This window comes from Actinoplanes missouriensis 431 (assembly GCF_000284295.1).
Taxonomy (GTDB): domain Bacteria; phylum Actinomycetota; class Actinomycetes; order Mycobacteriales; family Micromonosporaceae; genus Actinoplanes; species Actinoplanes missouriensis.
Genome location: NC_017093.1, coordinates 1,704,043 through 1,722,260, shown reverse-complemented (window position 1 = coordinate 1,722,260; position 18,218 = coordinate 1,704,043). Strand labels below are relative to the sequence as shown.

Here is an 18,218-nt window from a genome sequence, read left to right as displayed (position 1 = left end):
GAACGGGCCCCGGCATCAGCCGGGGCCCGTTCTCCTAGGCGCTTCAGGCGACCTTGACACCCATCGACCGGGCAGTGCCCTTGACGATCTGGATGGCGGCGTCGAGGTCGTTCGCGTTGAGGTCGGGCAGCTTGCGCTCCGCGATCTCCTTGACCTGGGCGGCGCTGAGCGTGCCGACGGTCGTGGTGAGCGGGTTCGCCGCGCCGGACGGGATACCGAGGCTCTTCTTGATGAGGAAGCTGGTCGGCGGCGTCTTGTAGGCCAGCGTGTGGCTGCGGTCCTCGTAGACCGAGACGATGACCGGGATGATCTCGCCACGGTTCTTCGAAGTGGCCTCGTCGTACTCGACCTTGACAGCGCGCATGTTGGCACCGGTCGGGCCGAGCATCTTACCGAGGTCGACCATCGCGGCGTTACCCGCCTCAAGCGCGAGGGTTACCTCATGGGTCTTCTTCTTGGGAGGCATCGGGTAAGGCTCCTTAGGGTGAGCTGCGGGCCGAGACAAACGCAGCTCGCCAGCATCAACGACACACGACAACCCCGAGACCCTACTACTGCTCCGACTCAAGGGTCAAAACGGCTGAACGCAGGGGTCTCGGGTTCTCCAGCAAGTGTAGCTCGCGAGCTCGGGCAGCTCGCGTCCGGGCTGGTCAGTACTTGTCGCAGTAGCAGTCACGCATCAGGTGACGGACCACACTGACGTACTCCGGGTTGACCAGTTCCTTGTTCGCGTAGCCCTCGTCGACCGAGCCGCGGCCCATGTTGTAGCCGGCGATGACCATGTTCAGCAGGCAGAGCGAGCTGTCCGACTTGCACTTCGCGGCGCTCAGGCTGTAGTTGCCCTTGAAGTACTGATCACCGAAGGCCTTGGTCAGCCAGGCCAGGTAGTTCGCGCCGATCACCGCGTTCTGCCGGTAGGCGTGCGAGTCGTAGGACTGTTCGAACCGCTGGTTGATGAACGACTCGGTGTCCGGCATCACCTGCATCAGGCCGAAGCCGCCGTCGCAGTTCACGATGTTCGACGTCCAGCCGCTCTCGTGCCATGCCACGGCCCGGACCAGGTCGGCGGGCACCTTGAGCTTCGGCGCCGAGGTCGGCCAGTACGTCTTGGCCGCGGCCGCGTTCAACGCCGCCTTGGCCTTGGCCTTGGAGACCTCCTTGCCCTCGAACTCGGCGCAGTCCGGCGGCTGGAAGTTGTTCGGATCCTCGGTCGGCGTGGCCGACGTCCTGGACGGCTTCGGCTTCTTCGAGGCCGGCTTCTTCGAGGGGGACGGTGACTCCTCCACCACCAGGTCCTCGGTCGGCTCGGGCGCCGGGGACGGCGACTCGGTGACCTCGGCAGCCGACGACGACGCGGCGATCGGCGCGACCGCCTTGTCCTCCTCGGAGGCGCCCGCCAGACCGCATCCACCGGCCACCACAAGCACCACAAGACCGGCGAAAAGCCTGGTCCGTAACAGCGCGTTCATTGATGAAGCCCTCCCCCGACAGACATCGAGGATGGACGTTAACAGTTGTCCGACCATTCACACAGGCCGGAAAACAGGACAGAAGACCACAAGTTCTGGGACTTGACCCCGTGTCACGAACGGCAACCTGAGCCGGGGACAATGGGATCCATGCAGACCCGCACCGACCTACGCAACGTCGCCATCATCGCTCACGTCGACCATGGCAAAACCACCCTGGTCGACGCCATGCTGCGCCAGGGCAGCCAGTCCCACGCGCGCGGCGAGATGGCCGACCGCGTCATGGACTCCATGGACCTGGAGCGGGAAAAGGGCATCACCATTCTCGCCAAGAACACGGCGATCAGCTACCAGCCCGCCGAGGGCGAGCCGGTCATCATCAACATCATCGACACGCCGGGTCACGCCGACTTCGGCGGTGAGGTCGAGCGCGGCCTCACCATGGTCGACGGCGTCGCCCTGCTCGTCGACGCGTCCGAGGGCCCGCTCCCGCAGACCCGTTTCGTGCTGCGCAAGGCCCTCGCCGCCAAGCTGCCGATCATCCTGATCATCAACAAGGTGGACCGGCCGGACGCCCGGATCAAGGAGGTCGTCGACGAGACGTACGAACTCTTCCTCGACCTCGACGCCGACGAGCACCAGATCGAGTTCCCGATCGTCTACGCATGCGCCCGCGACGGCATCGCCTCGCTGACCCAGCCGAAGGACGGCACCGTCCCGGAGGACAGCGACAACCTCGACGTGCTGTTCAGCACGATCCTGGACACCATCCCGGCCCCGAAATACCACGAGGACGCTCCGCTCCAGGCGCACGTCGTCAACCTCGACGCGTCGCCGTTCCTCGGCCGTCTCGCGCTGTGCCGCGTGCACGAGGGCACCATCCGCAAGGGCCAGACCGTCGCCTGGTGCAAGACCGACGGCACGATCAGCAACGTGCGCATCTCCGAGCTGCTGATCACCGAGGGCCTGGAGCGCAAGCCGGCCGAGAGCGCCGGCCCCGGCGACATCATCGCCATCGCGGGCATCTCCGACATCATGATCGGCGAGACCCTCGCCGACGCCGAGAACCCGGTCCCGCTGCCGCTGATCAGCGTCGACGAGCCGGCCATCTCGATGGTCCTCGGCACCAACACCTCGCCGCTGGTCGGCAAGGTCAAGGGCGCCAAGGTCACCGCCCGCATGGTGAAGGACCGCCTCGACAAGGAGCTGATCGGCAACGTCTCGCTCCGCATCCTCAACACCGAGCGCCCGGACGCCTGGGAGGTGCAGGGCCGCGGTGAGCTGGCCCTGGCCATCCTGGTCGAGCAGATGCGCCGCGAGGGCTACGAGCTGACCGTCGGCAAGCCGCAGGTGGTCACCAAGGTCGTCGACGGCAAGGTGCACGAGCCGGTCGAGCGGGTCACCATCGACGCCCCCGACGAGTACATGGGCGCCATCACCCAGCTGCTCTCGACCCGCAAGGGCCGGATGGAAGAGCTGATCAACCACGGCACCGGCTGGCTCCGGATGGAGTGGCTGGTCCCGGCCCGTGGCCTGATCGGCTTCCGGACCGAGTTCCTCACCGAGACGCGCGGCACCGGCATCATGCACCACCTGTACGAGCGTCACGAGCCGTGGTTCGGCGAGCTGCGCACCCGCCAGAACGGCTCGCTCGTCGCCGACCGGGCCGGCGCCGTCACCGGTTTCGCGATGATCAACCTGCAGGAGCGCGGGCAGCTCTTCGTCGAACCGGGCACCGAGGTGTACGAGGGCATGATCGTCGGCGAGAACTCTCGCGAGGACGACATGGACGTCAACATCACCAAGGAGAAGAAGCTCACCAACATGCGGGCCGCGAGCGCGGACAACACCGAGAAGGTGATCCCGCCGCGCAAGCTCTCCCTGGAGCAGTCCCTCGAGTTCTGCCGCGAGGACGAGTGCGTCGAGGTCACCCCCAACGCGATCCGCATCCGCAAGGTCGAGCTCGACCAGAACGCCCGCGGCCGCGCCGCGGCACGCCGCAAGCACCAGTAATCCCACGTACGCCGGCCCGCCCCGCTTCTTCGCAGAACGGGGCGGGCCGCGTCGTTCCCGCCACCGCAGCCGCGGAACGGACACGGGCCCGGGCGAATGACTCGCCCGGGCCCGGTTCGTGTTTCGGATGCCTCTCGGGTGCGGTGCTCCGGCCGTACCCAAGCGGGGTTGTGATGTCCTAGTTGTTGATCAGTTCTCTTTTGCGGTCGCGGGAGGACTTGATCAGGCTGGCGACGGTGGCTATGCCCAGGGTGCCGAGGATGACCAGCAGAGAGAGCCAGATCGGGATCTCGGGGGCCCAGTGGAAGCCGTGGCCGTCGTTGAGGAACGGCAGGGTGTTGGTGTGCAGGGCCTCGAGGAAGAGTTTCACGCCGATGAAGGCGAGCACCACGGCCAGCCCGATGTTCAGGTAGACCAGGCGCTGCAGCAGGCCGCCGAGCAGGAAGAAGAGCTGGCGCAGACCCATCAGCGCGAACACGTTCGCGGTGAAGACGAGGTACGGCTCCTTGGTGATGCCGAAGATCGCCGGGATCGAGTCGAGCGCGAAGATCAGGTCGGTGGTGCCGATTGCGATCGTCACGATCAGCATCGGGGTGAAGAGCCGCTTGCCGGTCTCGGTGACCACGCTGAACCGGCCGTCACCGAACGTCGAGGAGATCGGCAGCGCCCGCTTCGCCCAGCGGATCAGCAGGTTCTCCTTGAAGTCCTCCTCGTCGTTCTCCCCGCCCTTGACCAGCGTGATCGCGGTGTAGACGAGGAACGCGCCGAAGATGTAGAACACCCAGGAGAACTGCGCGATCAGGGCGGCGCCGGCGACGATGAACGCGCCACGCATCAGCAGCGCCAGCACGATGCCGATCAGCAGCACCTTCTGCTGGAGATGCCTCGGCACGGCGAACCGGGCCATGATGATCACGAAGACGAAGAGGTTGTCGACGCTCAGCGAGTACTCGGTGAGCCAGCCGGTGTAGAACTCGCCCGCGTACTGACCGCCCGCGGTCGCCCAGACACCGATGCCGAAGAGAACCGCCAGGCCGACGTAGAAGCCGACCCACGTACCCGCTTCCTTCATGCTGGGTTCATGTGGTCTGCGCCCGATGATCAGAAGATCAACGGCGAGGACGGCCACCAGCGCGACGAGGGTGGCGACCCAGACCCAGACAGGAACGTTCAACGAGTACCTCCGGCAGACACGGGTCGTCGCTGCGCCCACTCATGGCCGAATCTCATGACAAGAATGCCTACCCGAGTTCCGAGATCGAGACGCGTGGGCTCGGGTGAGTGAGCCACGTCTGACCGGAACCCGACACCGGGCCTCAGCGGCGAGTCTCGTGCTGGAGAATCGGTGACACGTTCCGGTCACCGACACCCGAGCCCGGGGCTCGTCTGCGGAGACTCGGTCAGCAAGACTCGTCAAGCGAGACTCGTCGTCCGAGCGAAAGCAGCGACGTGCGACTGTCGGAGGTCTCTTCCGCCGCGAGCGAACCCGCGACCGCCGGCCCCGGGCGCGCCGAGGGGCGGCGTTCCGTGTTGACGAGACCGGAGCAGAGGAATACTCCCCTCCCACGGGACCCATTGTTGCGCATCAGGTCCCGGATCGGCACACCGGGAGACCCAAGAGTGAGGGGACTCGCGGCCTAAAGCGGGCGTCTCGGGGTTTTTGCGGTTCTTCCCCGACAAGTCGGCTTGCTCTTTCGTTTGCGGCTTTCGTTCAGGCTAACTCTGGTGACAGTTTGTTTTGGGGCGAACCCTCACAGTTCCCGAAGCATCCTCGTAAGCCAGCCATGTGGCGCGTATGGGACGCTTGCCGCATGGTTCTCGAAGTCATGCTGATCGACGTTCTGCCCGGCCGGGAGGACGACTTCCTGAACGCCTACGAGGCCGCACGCCCGATGTTCGCCAGCGTCCCGGGGTGCCGGTCGGTGCGGGTGAAACAGGGGATGGAGTCCGCGGCGCGGTTCCTGTTGCTGGTGGAATGGGACAGCATGGAGGCGCAGGAGCAGGGCTTCCGGCGGACCGAGAGGTTCGCCCAGTGGCGGGCGCTGATCGCCGCATGCATCGCCCAGCCGCCGTTGTCGGAGTTCTTCGGTGAGGTGGGCGTGGCCGGGCTGAGCCCCACCAACAATTTCTTCTCCCACTGACCGCCGTCGCCCCGAACCGCAGCGACCGCCGCGGCTTGGCAGGCATCGCGCCTAGCCGCGGCTTTGCCGGCACCGCGCCTCGGGGGCAGGCCGCTCGCTCGCCTCGCTCCCGGCAGATCTTGGCGAAACGTGGCTCCACCGGGAGCACACCTCGCCAAGGTCGCGACAGGAGTGGTGTCGGAACGAGCGGGGCGCCGCGGGCCGAGCCGCCCGGCGCGAGACGGCCGGCCCGCGCCGGGCCAGGCCGCTAGCGTTCGAGCGGCGCCTCGCGCGGCCGGCGGCTGGCGGCTGGCGGCGGCCGGCGGCTGGCGGCACCTCGTTGGCGCGGGTTGCGCCTGTGGTGCCGCCGACCGCCGCCGGTCGCCGGGCCATGGGGCGTGAGTTTCTCTACTTCACTCCTGCCATGTCCATGCCTCGGAGTTCCTTTTTCAGTTCGGCTACCTCGTCGCGGATTCGGGCGGCCAGCTCGAACTGGAGCTCGCGGGCTGCTGCCAGCATCTGGTCGCTCAGGTCCTGGATGAGCTGGGCCAACTCGGCGCGTGCCATGCCCTCGCGGGCGGGGCCTGCGCCCGCTCGCGCCTTGGAACGGGTCTCGGGCACCGGGGCCTTGCCGCGGGACATCTGGCGGCCGCCGCCGCCGACCATCGGGCCGGCGACTGCGGAGTCGGTGTCCTCGGCCTCGCGGTAGATGTCGTCGAGGATGTCGTGGATCTTCTTGCGGAGGGCCTGCGGTTTGATGCCGTTGGCCTCGTTGTGGGCGATCTGCTTGGCGCGGCGGCGGTCGGTCTCGTCGATCGCGTCGCGCATCGACGGGGTGATCTTGTCGGCATACATGTGGACCTCGCCGGAGACGTTCCGGGCGGCGCGGCCGATGGTCTGGATCAGTGAGCGGCCGCTGCGGAGGAAGCCCTCCTTGTCGGCGTCGAGGATCGCGACGAGTGAGACCTCGGGGAGGTCGAGACCCTCGCGGAGCAGGTTGATGCCGACCAGCACGTCGTAGTCGCCCTTGCGCAACTCCTTCAGCAGCTCGACGCGGCGCAGCGTGTCGACCTCGGAGTGCAGGTAGCGCACCCGGATGCCGTTCTCCAGGAGGTAGTCGGTGAGGTCTTCGGCCATCTTCTTGGTCAGCGTGGTGACCAGGACCCGCTCGTCGCGCTCGGTGCGCAGCTTGATCTCGTGCATCAGGTCGTCGATCTGGCCCTTGGTCGGTTTCACCACGACCTCCGGGTCGACCAGACCGGTCGGGCGGATCACCTGCTCGACGAACTCGCCCTGGGCCTGCCCCATCTCCCACGGGCCGGGAGTCGCCGACAGGAACACCATCTGGCCGACCCGCTCGAGGAACTCGTCGAACCGCAGCGGCCGGTTGTCGGCGGCGCTGGGCAGGCGGAACCCGTGCTCGATGAGGATGCGCTTGCGGGAGGCGTCGCCCTCATACATCCCGCCGATCTGCGGGATCGTCACGTGCGACTCGTCGATGACCGTGACGAAGTCGTCGGGGAAGTAGTCCAGCAACGTGTACGCCGGCTCGCCGGGTGAGCGGCCGTCCATGTGCATCGAATAGTTCTCGATGCCGTTGCAGAAGCCGACCTGCCGCATCATCTCGATGTCGTAGGTGGTCCGCATCCGGAGACGCTGCGCCTCCAGCAGCTTGCCCTGCCGCTCGAACTCGGCGAGCCGGTCGGCCAGCTCGGCCTCGATGTCGCGGATCGCCCGCTCCATCCGCTCCGGGCCGGCGATGTAGTGCGACGCCGGGAAGATGATCAGCTCGTCGACCTCGCGGACCACCTCACCGGTGAGCGGGTGCAGGTAGTAGAGCTTCTCCACCTCGTCACCGAAGAGCTCGACCCGGACGGCGAGTTCCTCATACGCCGGGATGATCTCCAGCGTGTCCCCGCGGACCCGGAAGGTGCCGCGCTGGAAGGCCATGTCGTTCCGCGTGTACTGAATGTCGACCAGGCGGCGCAGCAGCTTGTCGCGGTCGATCTCGCCACCGACCTTGACCCGGACGGCACGCTCCACATATTCCTGTGGGGTGCCCAGACCGTAGATCGCGCTGACCGTGGCGACCACGATCGTGTCACGGCGGGTCAGCAGCGACATCGTCGCCGAGTGCCGCAGGCGCTCCACCTCTTCGTTGACCGACGAGTCCTTCTCGATGTAGGTGTCGGTCTGCGCGATGTAGGCCTCGGGCTGGTAGTAGTCGTAGTAGCTGACGAAGTATTCCACCGCGTTGTTCGGCAACAGCTCGCGGAACTCCTTGGCGAGCTGGGCGCAGAGCGTCTTGTTGGGCGCGAGCACGAGCGCCGGACGCTGGAGCCGCTCGATGAGCCAGGCCGTCGTGGCGCTCTTGCCCGTGCCGGTGGCGCCGAGCAGCACGGTGTTGCGATCGCCGCGGCGGACACGCCGCTCGAGCTCGTTGATCGCGGCGGGCTGGTCACCCGCGGGCTGGAATTCGCTGACGACCTCGAATCGGCCGTCGAGTCGTGGGATGTCGAGCGCCATGTTCACACCGTACGTCGGGGGTACGACAACTTCCGGCCGCCGCGGTTCAGCCGAGAACGAAGCGGCGTGCCGATGGTGCACATTCACCCCGGGCGGCTGCCCTGTCCGGGGTTGAACCGGCCACCTACCCTTGGCGGGGTAGGCCGCTCGCGGCGGCCGCGGGCACCGGGCATCTCGCGACGTCCGTTGTGCCGCACCGTGGTCGATGCGCCCCGGCGATTCCGGGCAGCGCACCCTCGGTGGGTCGTGCCATGCGCCGACCGGCCGCCGCGAGAGCCATTCCCCGCCGCCCGGAAGCCAAGCCGCCCGGCAGGCGAGCCACCCGGAAGCCAAGCCGCCCGCCAGCCAAGCCACCTGGCAGCCAAGGCGCGCAGCCACGACAAGCCGCCCGCCAGCCAAGCCGCCCGGCGGGCAAGGCGCGCAGCCACGACAAGCTGCACGCCGCGGCTACACCCGTCAGACCGGCGGCTGCCAGCCTGTCTGCAGCGCCCAGTCGTCGGCGGCCTGGGCCTCCTGGGCGAACCACGGCTCCTTCGCTTCCGCGTACCCCGCCCGATCCTCGAAGCGCACCGCCCACGCGGCCCTGGCCGCGGCATAGGCGTCTCGCGCCTCCGGCACCGCGCGCAGGTGATCCCGCATCAGCAGCGCGAAACGCCAGCCCGGCGACCCCGCCACCCGCACGTGCAGATTCACCTCATATCCCGGATCGGCGCACCCGTGCAACCGCTTCGGCCAGGTCGATCCGGGCACTTTGCGAGTATTGTCGAACCACTCCCCCGGCCGTCGCGGGAAGCCGATCTCCGCGAGCCGATCGGCGAGCGCGTCCGCCTCGTCCAAGGTCCGGACGCTCAGCATCAGGTCGATGACGCCTTTCGCGGGCAGGCCGGGCACCGCCGTGGATCCGATGTGATGCACCTCGATGTGATCACCGAGGCCGTGCCGGATCCGGGCGATCAGCCGGTCCGCCCGGGCCGGCCATTCCGGGTCGAACGGCACGATCCGCAGATTCTGGTTCCTCGGCGCCGAGCGGCCCATCCGCAGGTTCCGCTCGAACTCCACGATCCGGTCGCGCCACAGCTCGTCGACACGGGCGTGCAGGGTGGCGAGATCGGCGTCGTTCGTCACGATCGCGTCGGCGGTGGCACGGCGGTGCTCGTCGTCGGTCTGCGCCCCGATCCGGGCGGCGGCTTCCGCCGCCGACATGCCACGCAGCTGCGTCAGACGCTGAACGCGCAGGTCACGGTCCGCCAGGACGACAACCACCAGATGGTACGAGGGAGCGAGTCCCGCCTCGACCAGGAGCGGCACGTCGTTGACCACTATCGCGTCCCGGGCAGCGCCGAGGGTCAGTTCGGCGGTCCTCGCCCGTACCCGGGGATGGATGATCTTCTCGAGTGTCCGGCGGGCCGCCTCGTCGCCGAAGACCTTGGCCCCGAGAGCCGGCCGGTCCAGCGTGCCCTCCGCGGTCAGCACCCCGGCGCCGAACGCCTCCACGATCTCCGCGAGCCCCTCGGTGCCGGCCTCGACGACCTCGCGGGACAGCACGTCGGCATCGATGATCACGGCGCCACGCTCGGCGAAGCGCTGGGCCACGGCGCTCTTGCCGGCCCCGATCCCACCCGTCAGACCCACCCTCAGCATGGGAACCAGTATCCCGGTGCTCTTGATCGGCGTCGCTGCCCGGACACCAACGAATCGGGAAAAGCGAAAGGCCGCCCCGACCTGAGTCGGGACGGCCTTTCCGGGTATTACCGGTACCGGTCGAACTAGCTTCCGGTCACCAGCTGGGTCAGCTCTTGCCGCCGGCCAGCTTCTCGCGCAGAGCGGCGAGAGCCTCGTCGGTGGCCAGCGTGCCGGCCGGCTCCTCGTTCGAGCGCGCCGGGGCGGACGAGCTCGTGGACGAGGAGGTCGACGAGGACGAGGAGGTCACGCCGCCGGCCGGAGCCGGGTTGAGCGCAGCCTCGGCGTCGGCCTCGCGGCTCGCCTGGACCTGCTTGGTGTGGGCCTCCCAGCGCTCGCGGGCGTCGGCGTACTGCTTCTCCCACGTCTCGCGCTGCTTGTCGAAGCCCTCGAGCCACTCGCCCGTCTCCGGGTCGAAGCCCTCCGGGTAGATGTAGTTGCCCTCGTTGTCGTACGTCGCGGCCATGCCGTAGAGGGTGGGGTCGAAGTGCTCCTCGCCCTCCACGAAGTTCTCGTTGGCCTGCTTGAGCGACAGCGAGATCCGGCGACGCTCGAGGTCGATGTCGATGACCTTGACCAGAACGTCCGAACCGACCTGGACGACCTGCTCGGGCAGCTCGACGTGACGCTCGGCCAGCTCGGAGATGTGGACCAGGCCCTCGATGCCGTCGTCGACGCGGACGAACGCACCGAACGGAACGAGCTTGGTGACCTTACCCGGCACGATCTGGTTGATCGCGTGGGTCCGGGCGAACTGACGCCACGGGTCTTCCTGGGTCGCCTTCAGCGACAGCGAGACGCGCTCGCGGTCCAGGTCGACGTCGAGCACCTCGACCTCGACCTCCTGGCCGACCTCGACGACCTCGGACGGGTGGTCGATGTGCTTCCAGGAGAGCTCGGAGACGTGCACCAGGCCGTCCACGCCACCCAGGTCCACGAAGGCGCCGAAGTTGACGATGGAGGACACGACGCCCTTGCGGACCTGGCCCTTCTGCAGCTTGTTGAGGAACTCGGTGCGAACCTCGGACTGCGTCTGCTCGAGCCAGGCGCGGCGGGACAGAACCACGTTGTTGCGGTTCTTGTCCAGCTCGATGATCTTCGCCTCGAGCTCACGGCCGACGTAGGGCTGCAGGTCACGGACGCGACGCATCTCGACCAGCGAGGCCGGGAGGAAGCCGCGGAGGCCGATGTCGAGGATGAGACCACCCTTGACGACCTCGATGACCGAACCACGGACGACGCCGTCGTCTTCCTTGATCTTCTCGATGGTGCCCCAGGCACGCTCGTACTGAGCGCGCTTCTTCGAGAGGATCAGACGACCCTCCTTGTCCTCCTTGGTGAGGACGAGGGCTTCGATGTGGTCACCAACCGACACCACTTCCGCGGGGTCCACGTCATGCTTGATCGACAACTCGCGCGAGGGGATGACACCCTCGGTCTTGTAGCCGATGTCGAGCAGGACCTCGTCCCGATCGACCTTGACGACGGTGCCTTCGACAATGTCGCCGTCGTTGAAGTACTTGATGGTCTCGTCGATGGCCGCGAGGAATGCTTCCTCGGATCCGAGATCGTCGACGGTGACCTTGTTGGCGCTCGAGGTGGCCTCGATGCTGCTCGTCATGTGGACAGTTGCTCCGAACGGATGGATTCGTGGTGTCTCTCGCGCTCGACGGAACTGCCGCCGGCAGCGACACGACCGAGGGAGACGACCAAGCTGTGGAGCAGTCTGATCATTTGCAATCGATCATGCCGAGACCGGCGACCACGGAACCTGCTCCCTGCCGAGGCACACGATCCGCGAGCGCATCGACTAGCTTACCGTGCGCATTACCACAGGTTGCAAGCCCTCCTGAGGACCGCGGCACATTGCTCGCCCGGAACCAGCCAGGATGCACCATTTAGACAGAATCGTGACAGCCGACACGCCTGCCGGAGGGCCGCCGGGTGACTGCCGTACGGTTGCCGGGTGACAGAGATCGCCACCAGGAAGACCGTTTCCGAGACGGAAGCCCGCCGGGCGAACCGCGCCTGGTGGGACCTCGATGCCGACGACTACCAGGACGAACACGGCAATTTCCTCGGTGACGTCGACTTCGTCTGGTGCCCGGAACGGCTGCGCGAGGCGGAGGCGGGACTGCTCGGACCCGTACCCGGGAAGAAGATCCTGGAACTCGGAGCCGGCGCCGCGGCGGCCTCCCGGTGGTTACGCGTGCAGGGCGCGTCGCCCGTCGCCCTCGACCTCTCCGCCGGGATGCTGCGGCACGCGAGCGAGGCAGCCGGGCGCAGCGGGGTGCACGTGCCGCTCGTCCAGGCGGACGCGCTCGCCCTGCCGTTCGCGGACGACGCGTTCGACATCGTCTGCACCGCGTTCGGCGCCATCCCGTTCGTCGCCGACTCGGCCGCCGCGATGCGGGAGGTGGCCCGGGTGCTGCGGCCGGGCGGGAGCTGGGTGTTCTCGGTGACGCATCCGATGCGGTGGGCGTTCTGGGACGAGCCGGGCGAGGACGGGCTCGTCGTGCGGAACTCGTATTTCGACCGGTCGCCCTACGTCGAGCGTGACGAGCAGGGGCGGGTCACCTATCTGGAGCAGCATCGGACGCTTGGGGACCGGATCCGGGAGCTGGTGGGGGCCGGGTTCGTGCTGCGTGACCTGGTCGAGCCGGAGTGGCCGGAGGGGCATCAGCAGATCTGGGGGCAGTGGAGCCCGCTGCGGGGGCGGCTGTTCCCGGGGACGGCGATCTTCGTGTGTGATCTGCCTGCTTGAGGGGTTGGGCGGGGTTGCGGCGTGGGCGCTGAGGGCCGGCTGGTGCTCAGCGCTGTCCCGAGAGCGCTGATGACCAGCCGGACCGGCCGGCACCCAACGCTGTCAAGCGAACACTGACGACCAGCCGGACCGGCCGGCACCCAACGCTGCCAGGCGAACACTGACGACCAGCCGGACCGGCCGGTCCCGAGTGCTGGCCGGGAGGGCGTGCGGCAGCACTGTGCGCCAGCTCGTCCCGTCCGGCTGGCGCTGAGTGCTGCCCGGCGGCCGTTTGGGGAACACTGAGCGCCAGCCGGCCACGCCGCTTCCACGATCCCCGAACGGCAGACGCGCCTGAGGTCGCACGGAGGGTGGCACTACTGCGGCATGGCGTTTCTTCGACCGGGACGCGGGTACCCCCACACGCATGACTGATGGCGAGAAAAGCCTGAAAAAAGGTGACAAGGTCACCTGGCGGAGTCACGGCGAGGACGTCCACGGCACCGTCCAGCAGAAGATCACCAAACGGACCGAAGCCGCCGGCCGGACCGTCGCCGCTTCACCGGACGATCCCCAGTATCGGGTGAAGAGCGACAAGAGTGGCCGGGACGCGGTGCACAAGCCGGGGGCGCTGCGGCATGACTGACGTGTACGCCGAGTTCCGCGACGCGGTCAACATGACCGCCGCCGAACTGCGCACATGGCTCGACACCGACGAATCGCAGCAGGTCGGGCAGAAGTCGTCGGCGAAGGCCGAGTCGGTCGGACACGACTCCGGCCGGAAGATCGTCGCGATCCTCGGGAAGAAGAAGGCCGACCTGACCGGCGGCGACGAGGAGCACATGCGCAAGGTCGTCGGGTACGTCCACCGGCACACCGCTCAGCGGCCGGACGGGGACGTGCGCGAGACACCGTGGCGGTACTCCCTGATGAACTGGGGTCACGACCCTCTCAAATGAGCCGTCACGTGACGTCGAGCACGTCGGCCAGAAGAGTGAGGGTGTCCGGCACCGAGCGGTAGTAGACCCACGTACCGCGTCTGTCGCAGTCGACCAGGCCGGCCTCGCGCAGGATCCGCAGGTGGTGCGAGATCGTCGGCCCGGTGAGCGGGAACTCGCCGCTCAGGTCGCACACGCAGATCTCGCCCTCCGGCGCCGAGGCGATCATCGAGAGCAGGCGCAGGCGGACCGGATCGCCGAGAGCCTTGAACATGCCGGCGATCACGCCCGCCCGCTCCGCCTCGACCGGGCCGCGCATCAGCGTGACACCGCCCGCCCTCGCGATGATCGAGAGCACCAGGGAAGGGCGGGAAGCATCCTCCGTGGCGGCTCTCTGCGAAGGCCTGGCCTCCTCCGGGGCGACGATCTCCATCGACATCGATCCACTCGGCATCGGACCAGGGTCCCAGATCACCGCAAGATGCGCGGGGCGAGACACCCGTTAGTGATCGGCTCCGTTCCAGTCGCGGCCGACGCCGACCGACACCTCCAGCGGCACCGAGAGCGGGTACGCGCCGCCCATCTCGCGGCGGACCAGCTCCTCCAGCTGCTCGCGCTCCCCGTTCGCCACCTCGAACACCAGCTCGTCGTGGACCTGCAGCAGCATCTTGGACGCGAGACCGGAGTCCCGCAGCGCCTCGTCCACCCGGAGCATCGCGATCTTGATGATGTCCGCCGCGGAGCCCTGGATCGGCGCGTTCAGCGCCATCCGCTGGGCCATCTCCCGGCGCTGCCGGTTGTCGCTGAGCAGGTCCGGCAGGTAGCGGCGGCGGCCCAGGATCGTCGCGGTGTATCCGTCCTTGCCGGCCTGGGTGACCACGGCCTGCAGGTAGTCGCGCACCCCGCCGAACCGCTCGAAGTACTCCTCCATGAGGCCGCGCGCCTCCTCGGTGGAGATGGTGAGCTGGTTCGACAGGCCGAAGGCGCTCAACCCGTACGCAAGGCCGTAGTTCATGGCTTTGATCTTGCGCCGCTGGTCGGGAGTGACCTCGTCCAGGCCGACGTGGAAGACCGACGACGCGGTGGCGGCGTGGAAGTCGGCACCCGAGTTGAACGCGGCGATCAGCGCGTCGTCGCCGGACAGGTGCGCCATGATGCGCATCTCGATCTGGCTGTAGTCCGCGGTCATCAGCTGCTCGAGGCCCGGGCCGACCACGAACGCGCGGCGGATGCGCCGGCCCTCTTCGGTACGGATCGGAATGTTCTGCAGGTTCGGATCGGTGGACGAGAGACGACCGGTGGCCGCGACCGTCTGGTTGAAGGTGGTGTGGATGCGCCCGTCGTCGGAGACCGACTTGAGCAGGCCGTCCACCGTGGATTTCAGCTTCGCCACGTCACGGTGGCGCAGCAGGTGGGCCAGGACCGGGTCGCCGGTCTGCGCGAACAGGCTCTGCAGCGCGTCGGCGTCGGTGGTGTAACCCGACTTGATCTTCTTGGTCTTGGGCAGGTTGCGCTCGACGAAGAGGATCTCCTGGAGCTGCTTGGGCGAGCCCAGGTTGAACTCCCGCCCGACCACCTCGTGCGCCGCCTGCTGCGCCGCTTTCACCTCGGCGGCGAAGTGCGACTCCAGCTCCGACAGGTAATCCGTGTCGGCGGCGATACCGAGCCGCTCCATCGCGGCGAGCACCACCGACAGCGGCTGCTCGACGTCGGCGAGCAGGCGCATCGACTCGCCGCCGTCGCGGGACAGCTCGGTGGTGAGCACCTCGGCCAGGTCGAGGGTGGCACGGGCGCGCAGCATCAGGTTCATCTCGCCGGCGCCGTCGTCACCACCGAGACCGTCCAGCGTGAGCTGGCCGTCGGACGGCTCGTCGACGCGCAGCTCCCGCTTGAGGTAGCGCAGGGCCAGGTCGTTCAGGTCGTACGCCCGCTGGTCGGGTTTCGCCAGGTAGGCCGCGAGCGCGGTGTCGGTCGTGACGCCCGCCAGCTGCCAGCCGTGCGCCTGGAAGGCGAGCAGGGCGGGTTTCGCGTCGTGCAGCACCTTGGGGCGGCTGGGCTCGGCCAGCCAGGCCGCGACCGCGCGCTCGTCGTCCTCGTCCAGCGTGGAGGGGTCGAACCAGGCGGCCGGGCCGCTGCCGGTGGCGACCGCGACGCCGGTGAGCTCACCGGCGCCCCGCCCGAACCGGCCGATCACCGCGACGCCGACCGGGTCGGTGCCGGCGAACTCGCGCAGCCAGGCGGACACCCCGCCGGTGGGCAGGATCGAGCCGTCGACGTCGAAGCCGGACTCGGCCTCCGGCTCGACGGCCTCCAGGTATGAGTAGAGCCGCTCGCGAAGCACCCGGAACTCCAGCGCGTCGAAGACCGAGTGCACCGCCTCGCGGTCCCACCCGTGCCAGCGCACGTCCTCCGGGCGCAGCGGCAGCTCCAGGTCGCAGACCAGCCGGTTGAGGTCGTAGTTGCGCATCACGTCGGCCAGGTGCGCGCGCAGGCTCTCGCCGGCCTTGCCCTTGATCTTGTCGACGTTGGCGATGATGCCGTCCAGGCCGTCGAACTCCTTGATCCACTTGGCCGCGGTCTTGTCGCCGACGCCGGGCACGCCGCTCAGGTTGTCGCTGGTCTCGCCGACCAGGGCCGCCTTGTCGCGGTAGCGGGCCGGGGGCACGAAGTACTTCGCCTCGATCGCCTCCGGGGTCATCCGCCAGACCTCGGAGACGCCGCGCACCGGGTAGAGGATCGTGACGTGCTCGTTGGCCAGCTGGAACGCGTCGCGGTCGCCGGTGGAGATGACCACCTCCATGCCCGACTCGCGGGCCTGGGTGGCGAGCGTGGCGATGACGTCGTCGGCCTCGTAGTTCTCCTTCTCCACGACCGGGATGCGCAGCGCCTCGAGCACCTCCTTGATCAGGCTCACCTGACCCTGGAACGGCTGCGGCGTCTCGGAGCGGCCGGCCTTGTAGTCCGCGTATTTCTCGGTGCGGAAGCTGCGCCGGCTGAGGTCGAAGGCGACGACTATGTGCGTCGGCTTCTCGTCGCGCAGCATGTTGATGAGCATCGACGTGAAGCCGAAGACGGCGTTCGTCGGCTGGCCGGTCGCGGTGCTGAAGTTCTCCACCGGGAGCGCGAAATAGGCCCGGTAGGCCAGTGAGTGGCCGTCGAGCAGCAGCAGGCGGGGAGTCTTGGCATCGTCGCTCACGTCGGTGAACTCTAGTCGCCGGGTACGACAGTCCCGGCCGTCACTCCCAATCGTCTGACACTTGCGGAAGGTTACGGATACGCAACTGTCCTGTTGCAGCCCGCGTCCAGCCCTAGTGCAGCGGTCCTCCGCCCTTTAAGTTTCCTCAGCATCAGCGTCATGGCAGTGGGAGCCCACCAACGCGCCCACCGCGCTGGACAAAGGAGAATTGATGATTCGCCGCAACTTCGCATGGCGCAGCGTCGCCGTGCTGGGTGCCGCTTGCCTTGCCCTGGGCGCGTGCTCGAACGACGGTGACGAGCCCGAGAGCGGCTCTTCCTCGGCCCCCGCGGCCGCTGCCGGCGACGGTGTGCTGAAGATCGGCACCCTGCTGCCGCAGACCGGCTCGCTCGCGTTCCTCGGCCCGCCCGAGTTCGCCGGCGTGGACCTCGCCGCCAAGGAGATCAACGCCGCTGGTGGCGTCCTCGGCAAGGACGTCGTCGTCAGCGACACCGACTCCGGCGACACCACGACCGACATCGCCAGCCAGTCCGTGAACAAGCTGCTCGCCGAGAAGGCCGACGTCATCATCGGCGCCGCTTCCTCGTCGGTCTCCCTCTCCGTGATCGACAAGATCACCGGTGCGGGCGTGGTCCAGATCTCGCCGGCGAACACGTCGGACCAGTTCACCACGTACAACGACAAGGGCCTCTACTACCGGACCGCCCCGCCGGACGTGCTCCAGGGCCGCGTCCTCGGTGACCTCGTCGTCGCCGACGGCAACGCGACGGTGGGCATGATGGTGCTCCAGGACGCGTACGGCACCGGCCTCGCCAAGAGCGCCCGCGCCGCGATCGAGTCCGGTGGCGGCCAGGTCGTCGCCGAGGAGGTCTACGACCCCAAGGCCGCCGACTTCTCCGCCGAGATCGGCAAGATCAAGCAGGCCAACCCGTCGGCGATCATCCTGATCGGCTTCGACGAGACCAAGAAGATCGTCCCCAAGCTGGTCGAGGCCGGTCTGACCGCGAAGTCCAAGAAGTGGTACTTCGTCGACGGCAACCTCTCCAACTACGGCTCCGAGTTCCCGAACGGGACCTTCGAGGGCGCCAAGGGCACCCTGCCGGGCGCCAAGGCGGGCGAGGACTTCCAGAAGAAGCTGCTCGAGGTCGACCCGGCGCTGAAGGACTTCTCCTACGCCGCCGAGTCCTACGACGCCGCGATCCTGACCGCGCTGGCCGCCGAGGCCGCCAAGAGCGACGCTCCGGGTGACTACTCGAAGCAGCTCTCCGCGGTGAGCAAGGACGGCGAGAAGTGCACCACCTTCCAGCAGTGCAAGGAAGCTCTGGCCGCCGGCAAGGACATCGACTACGACGGCGTGAGCGGCCCGATCAGCTGGAACGACGCCGGTGACCCGGCCGAGGCCACGATCGGCATCTACCAGTACGGCCCGGACAACACCTACAAGAACGTCAGCTACCAGAACGGCAAGATCGACGGCTGAGGCAAGTCCACAGTAGTCAGCACCACACCTCAGCGAGGGCCCGGCCGTCTGGC

General features: G+C 68.0%; 14 protein-coding genes. 6 read left to right on the top strand and 8 right to left on the bottom strand.

Features of this window, described 5'->3' with window-relative positions:
• Window positions 1-43: 43 nt before the first annotated feature.
• Together AMIS_RS08025 and AMIS_RS08020 are read right to left on the bottom strand one after the other, a co-directional pair.
• Window positions 44-466 carry an uL11 family ribosomal protein gene (locus AMIS_RS08025; protein WP_014441711.1) on the bottom strand — a complete coding sequence of 141 codons (423 nt, stop codon included), beginning with the start codon at window positions 464-466 and terminating at the stop codon, window positions 44-46.
• Between the two features lie 184 nt (window positions 467-650).
• Entirely contained in the window at window positions 651-1,469 is an 819-nt protein-coding gene (locus AMIS_RS08020) for a lytic transglycosylase domain-containing protein (RefSeq protein WP_014441710.1), read from the bottom strand.
• Window positions 1,470-1,619: 150 nt separating this feature from the next.
• Here AMIS_RS08020 and typA point away from each other — a divergent pair, with 150 nt between their 5' ends.
• Window positions 1,620-3,482, top strand: coding sequence for a translational GTPase TypA (gene typA, locus AMIS_RS08015; protein WP_014441709.1), 1,863 nt, complete (start codon window positions 1,620-1,622; stop codon window positions 3,480-3,482).
• 178 nt (window positions 3,483-3,660) lie between these two features.
• On the opposite strand, the gene AMIS_RS08010 is transcribed toward typA, so the two are convergent.
• The gene (locus AMIS_RS08010) at window positions 3,661-4,656 is read right to left on the bottom strand and encodes a TerC family protein (protein ID WP_014441708.1); all 996 of its coding nucleotides are present in this window, start codon (window positions 4,654-4,656) and stop codon (window positions 3,661-3,663) included.
• A gap of 637 nt (window positions 4,657-5,293) precedes the next feature.
• On the opposite strand from AMIS_RS08010, the gene AMIS_RS08005 reads away from it, so the two are divergent.
• Window positions 5,294-5,623, top strand: coding sequence for an antibiotic biosynthesis monooxygenase family protein (locus tag AMIS_RS08005; RefSeq protein WP_041830611.1), 330 nt, complete (start codon window positions 5,294-5,296; stop codon window positions 5,621-5,623).
• A gap of 387 nt (window positions 5,624-6,010) precedes the next feature.
• Here AMIS_RS08005 and uvrB read toward each other — a convergent pair whose 3' ends face one another.
• The 3 genes from uvrB to rpsA form a co-directional block, all read right to left on the bottom strand.
• A complete protein-coding gene (gene uvrB / locus AMIS_RS08000) occupies window positions 6,011-8,128 on the bottom strand; it encodes an excinuclease ABC subunit UvrB (RefSeq protein ID WP_014441706.1) in 2,118 nt (705 codons plus the stop codon).
• Window positions 8,129-8,584: 456 nt separating this feature from the next.
• Window positions 8,585-9,769, bottom strand: a complete 1,185-nt coding sequence (gene coaE, locus AMIS_RS07995; protein ID WP_014441705.1) for a dephospho-CoA kinase — start codon at window positions 9,767-9,769, stop codon at window positions 8,585-8,587.
• A 148-nt stretch (window positions 9,770-9,917) separates the two neighbouring features.
• Complete coding sequence (rpsA, locus tag AMIS_RS07990; RefSeq protein WP_014441704.1) at window positions 9,918-11,429, bottom strand: 30S ribosomal protein S1; 1,512 nt, start codon at window positions 11,427-11,429, stop codon at window positions 9,918-9,920.
• Window positions 11,430-11,774: 345 nt separating this feature from the next.
• Here rpsA and AMIS_RS07985 point away from each other — a divergent pair, with 345 nt between their 5' ends.
• From AMIS_RS07985 to AMIS_RS07975, 3 genes are all read left to right on the top strand, one after another.
• On the top strand, window positions 11,775-12,572 hold the full coding sequence (locus AMIS_RS07985) for a class I SAM-dependent methyltransferase (RefSeq protein ID WP_014441703.1): 798 nt from the start codon (window positions 11,775-11,777) through the stop codon (window positions 12,570-12,572).
• Window positions 12,573-12,978: 406 nt separating this feature from the next.
• Entirely contained in the window at window positions 12,979-13,197 is a 219-nt protein-coding gene (locus tag AMIS_RS07980; protein WP_014441702.1) for a hypervirulence associated TUDOR domain-containing protein, read from the top strand.
• A complete protein-coding gene (locus tag AMIS_RS07975; RefSeq protein WP_041829617.1) occupies window positions 13,190-13,510 on the top strand; it encodes a DUF3140 domain-containing protein in 321 nt (106 codons plus the stop codon). Before AMIS_RS07980 ends, AMIS_RS07975 begins: the two co-directional genes overlap by 8 nt.
• Window positions 13,511-13,514: 4 nt before the next feature.
• Here AMIS_RS07975 and AMIS_RS07970 read toward each other — a convergent pair whose 3' ends face one another.
• Both AMIS_RS07970 and polA read right to left on the bottom strand, forming a co-directional pair.
• Entirely contained in the window at window positions 13,515-13,808 is a 294-nt protein-coding gene (locus tag AMIS_RS07970) for an ArsR/SmtB family transcription factor (RefSeq protein WP_051042415.1), read from the bottom strand.
• Window positions 13,809-13,991: 183 nt separating this feature from the next.
• Window positions 13,992-16,685 carry a DNA polymerase I gene (gene polA, locus AMIS_RS07965; protein WP_014441699.1) on the bottom strand — a complete coding sequence of 898 codons (2,694 nt, stop codon included), beginning with the start codon at window positions 16,683-16,685 and terminating at the stop codon, window positions 13,992-13,994.
• A 211-nt stretch (window positions 16,686-16,896) separates the two neighbouring features.
• Between polA and AMIS_RS07960 the strand changes: the two genes are divergently transcribed.
• Complete coding sequence (locus tag AMIS_RS07960; protein ID WP_014441698.1) at window positions 16,897-18,165, top strand: ABC transporter substrate-binding protein; 1,269 nt, start codon at window positions 16,897-16,899, stop codon at window positions 18,163-18,165.
• Window positions 18,166-18,218: the final 53 nt, after the last annotated feature.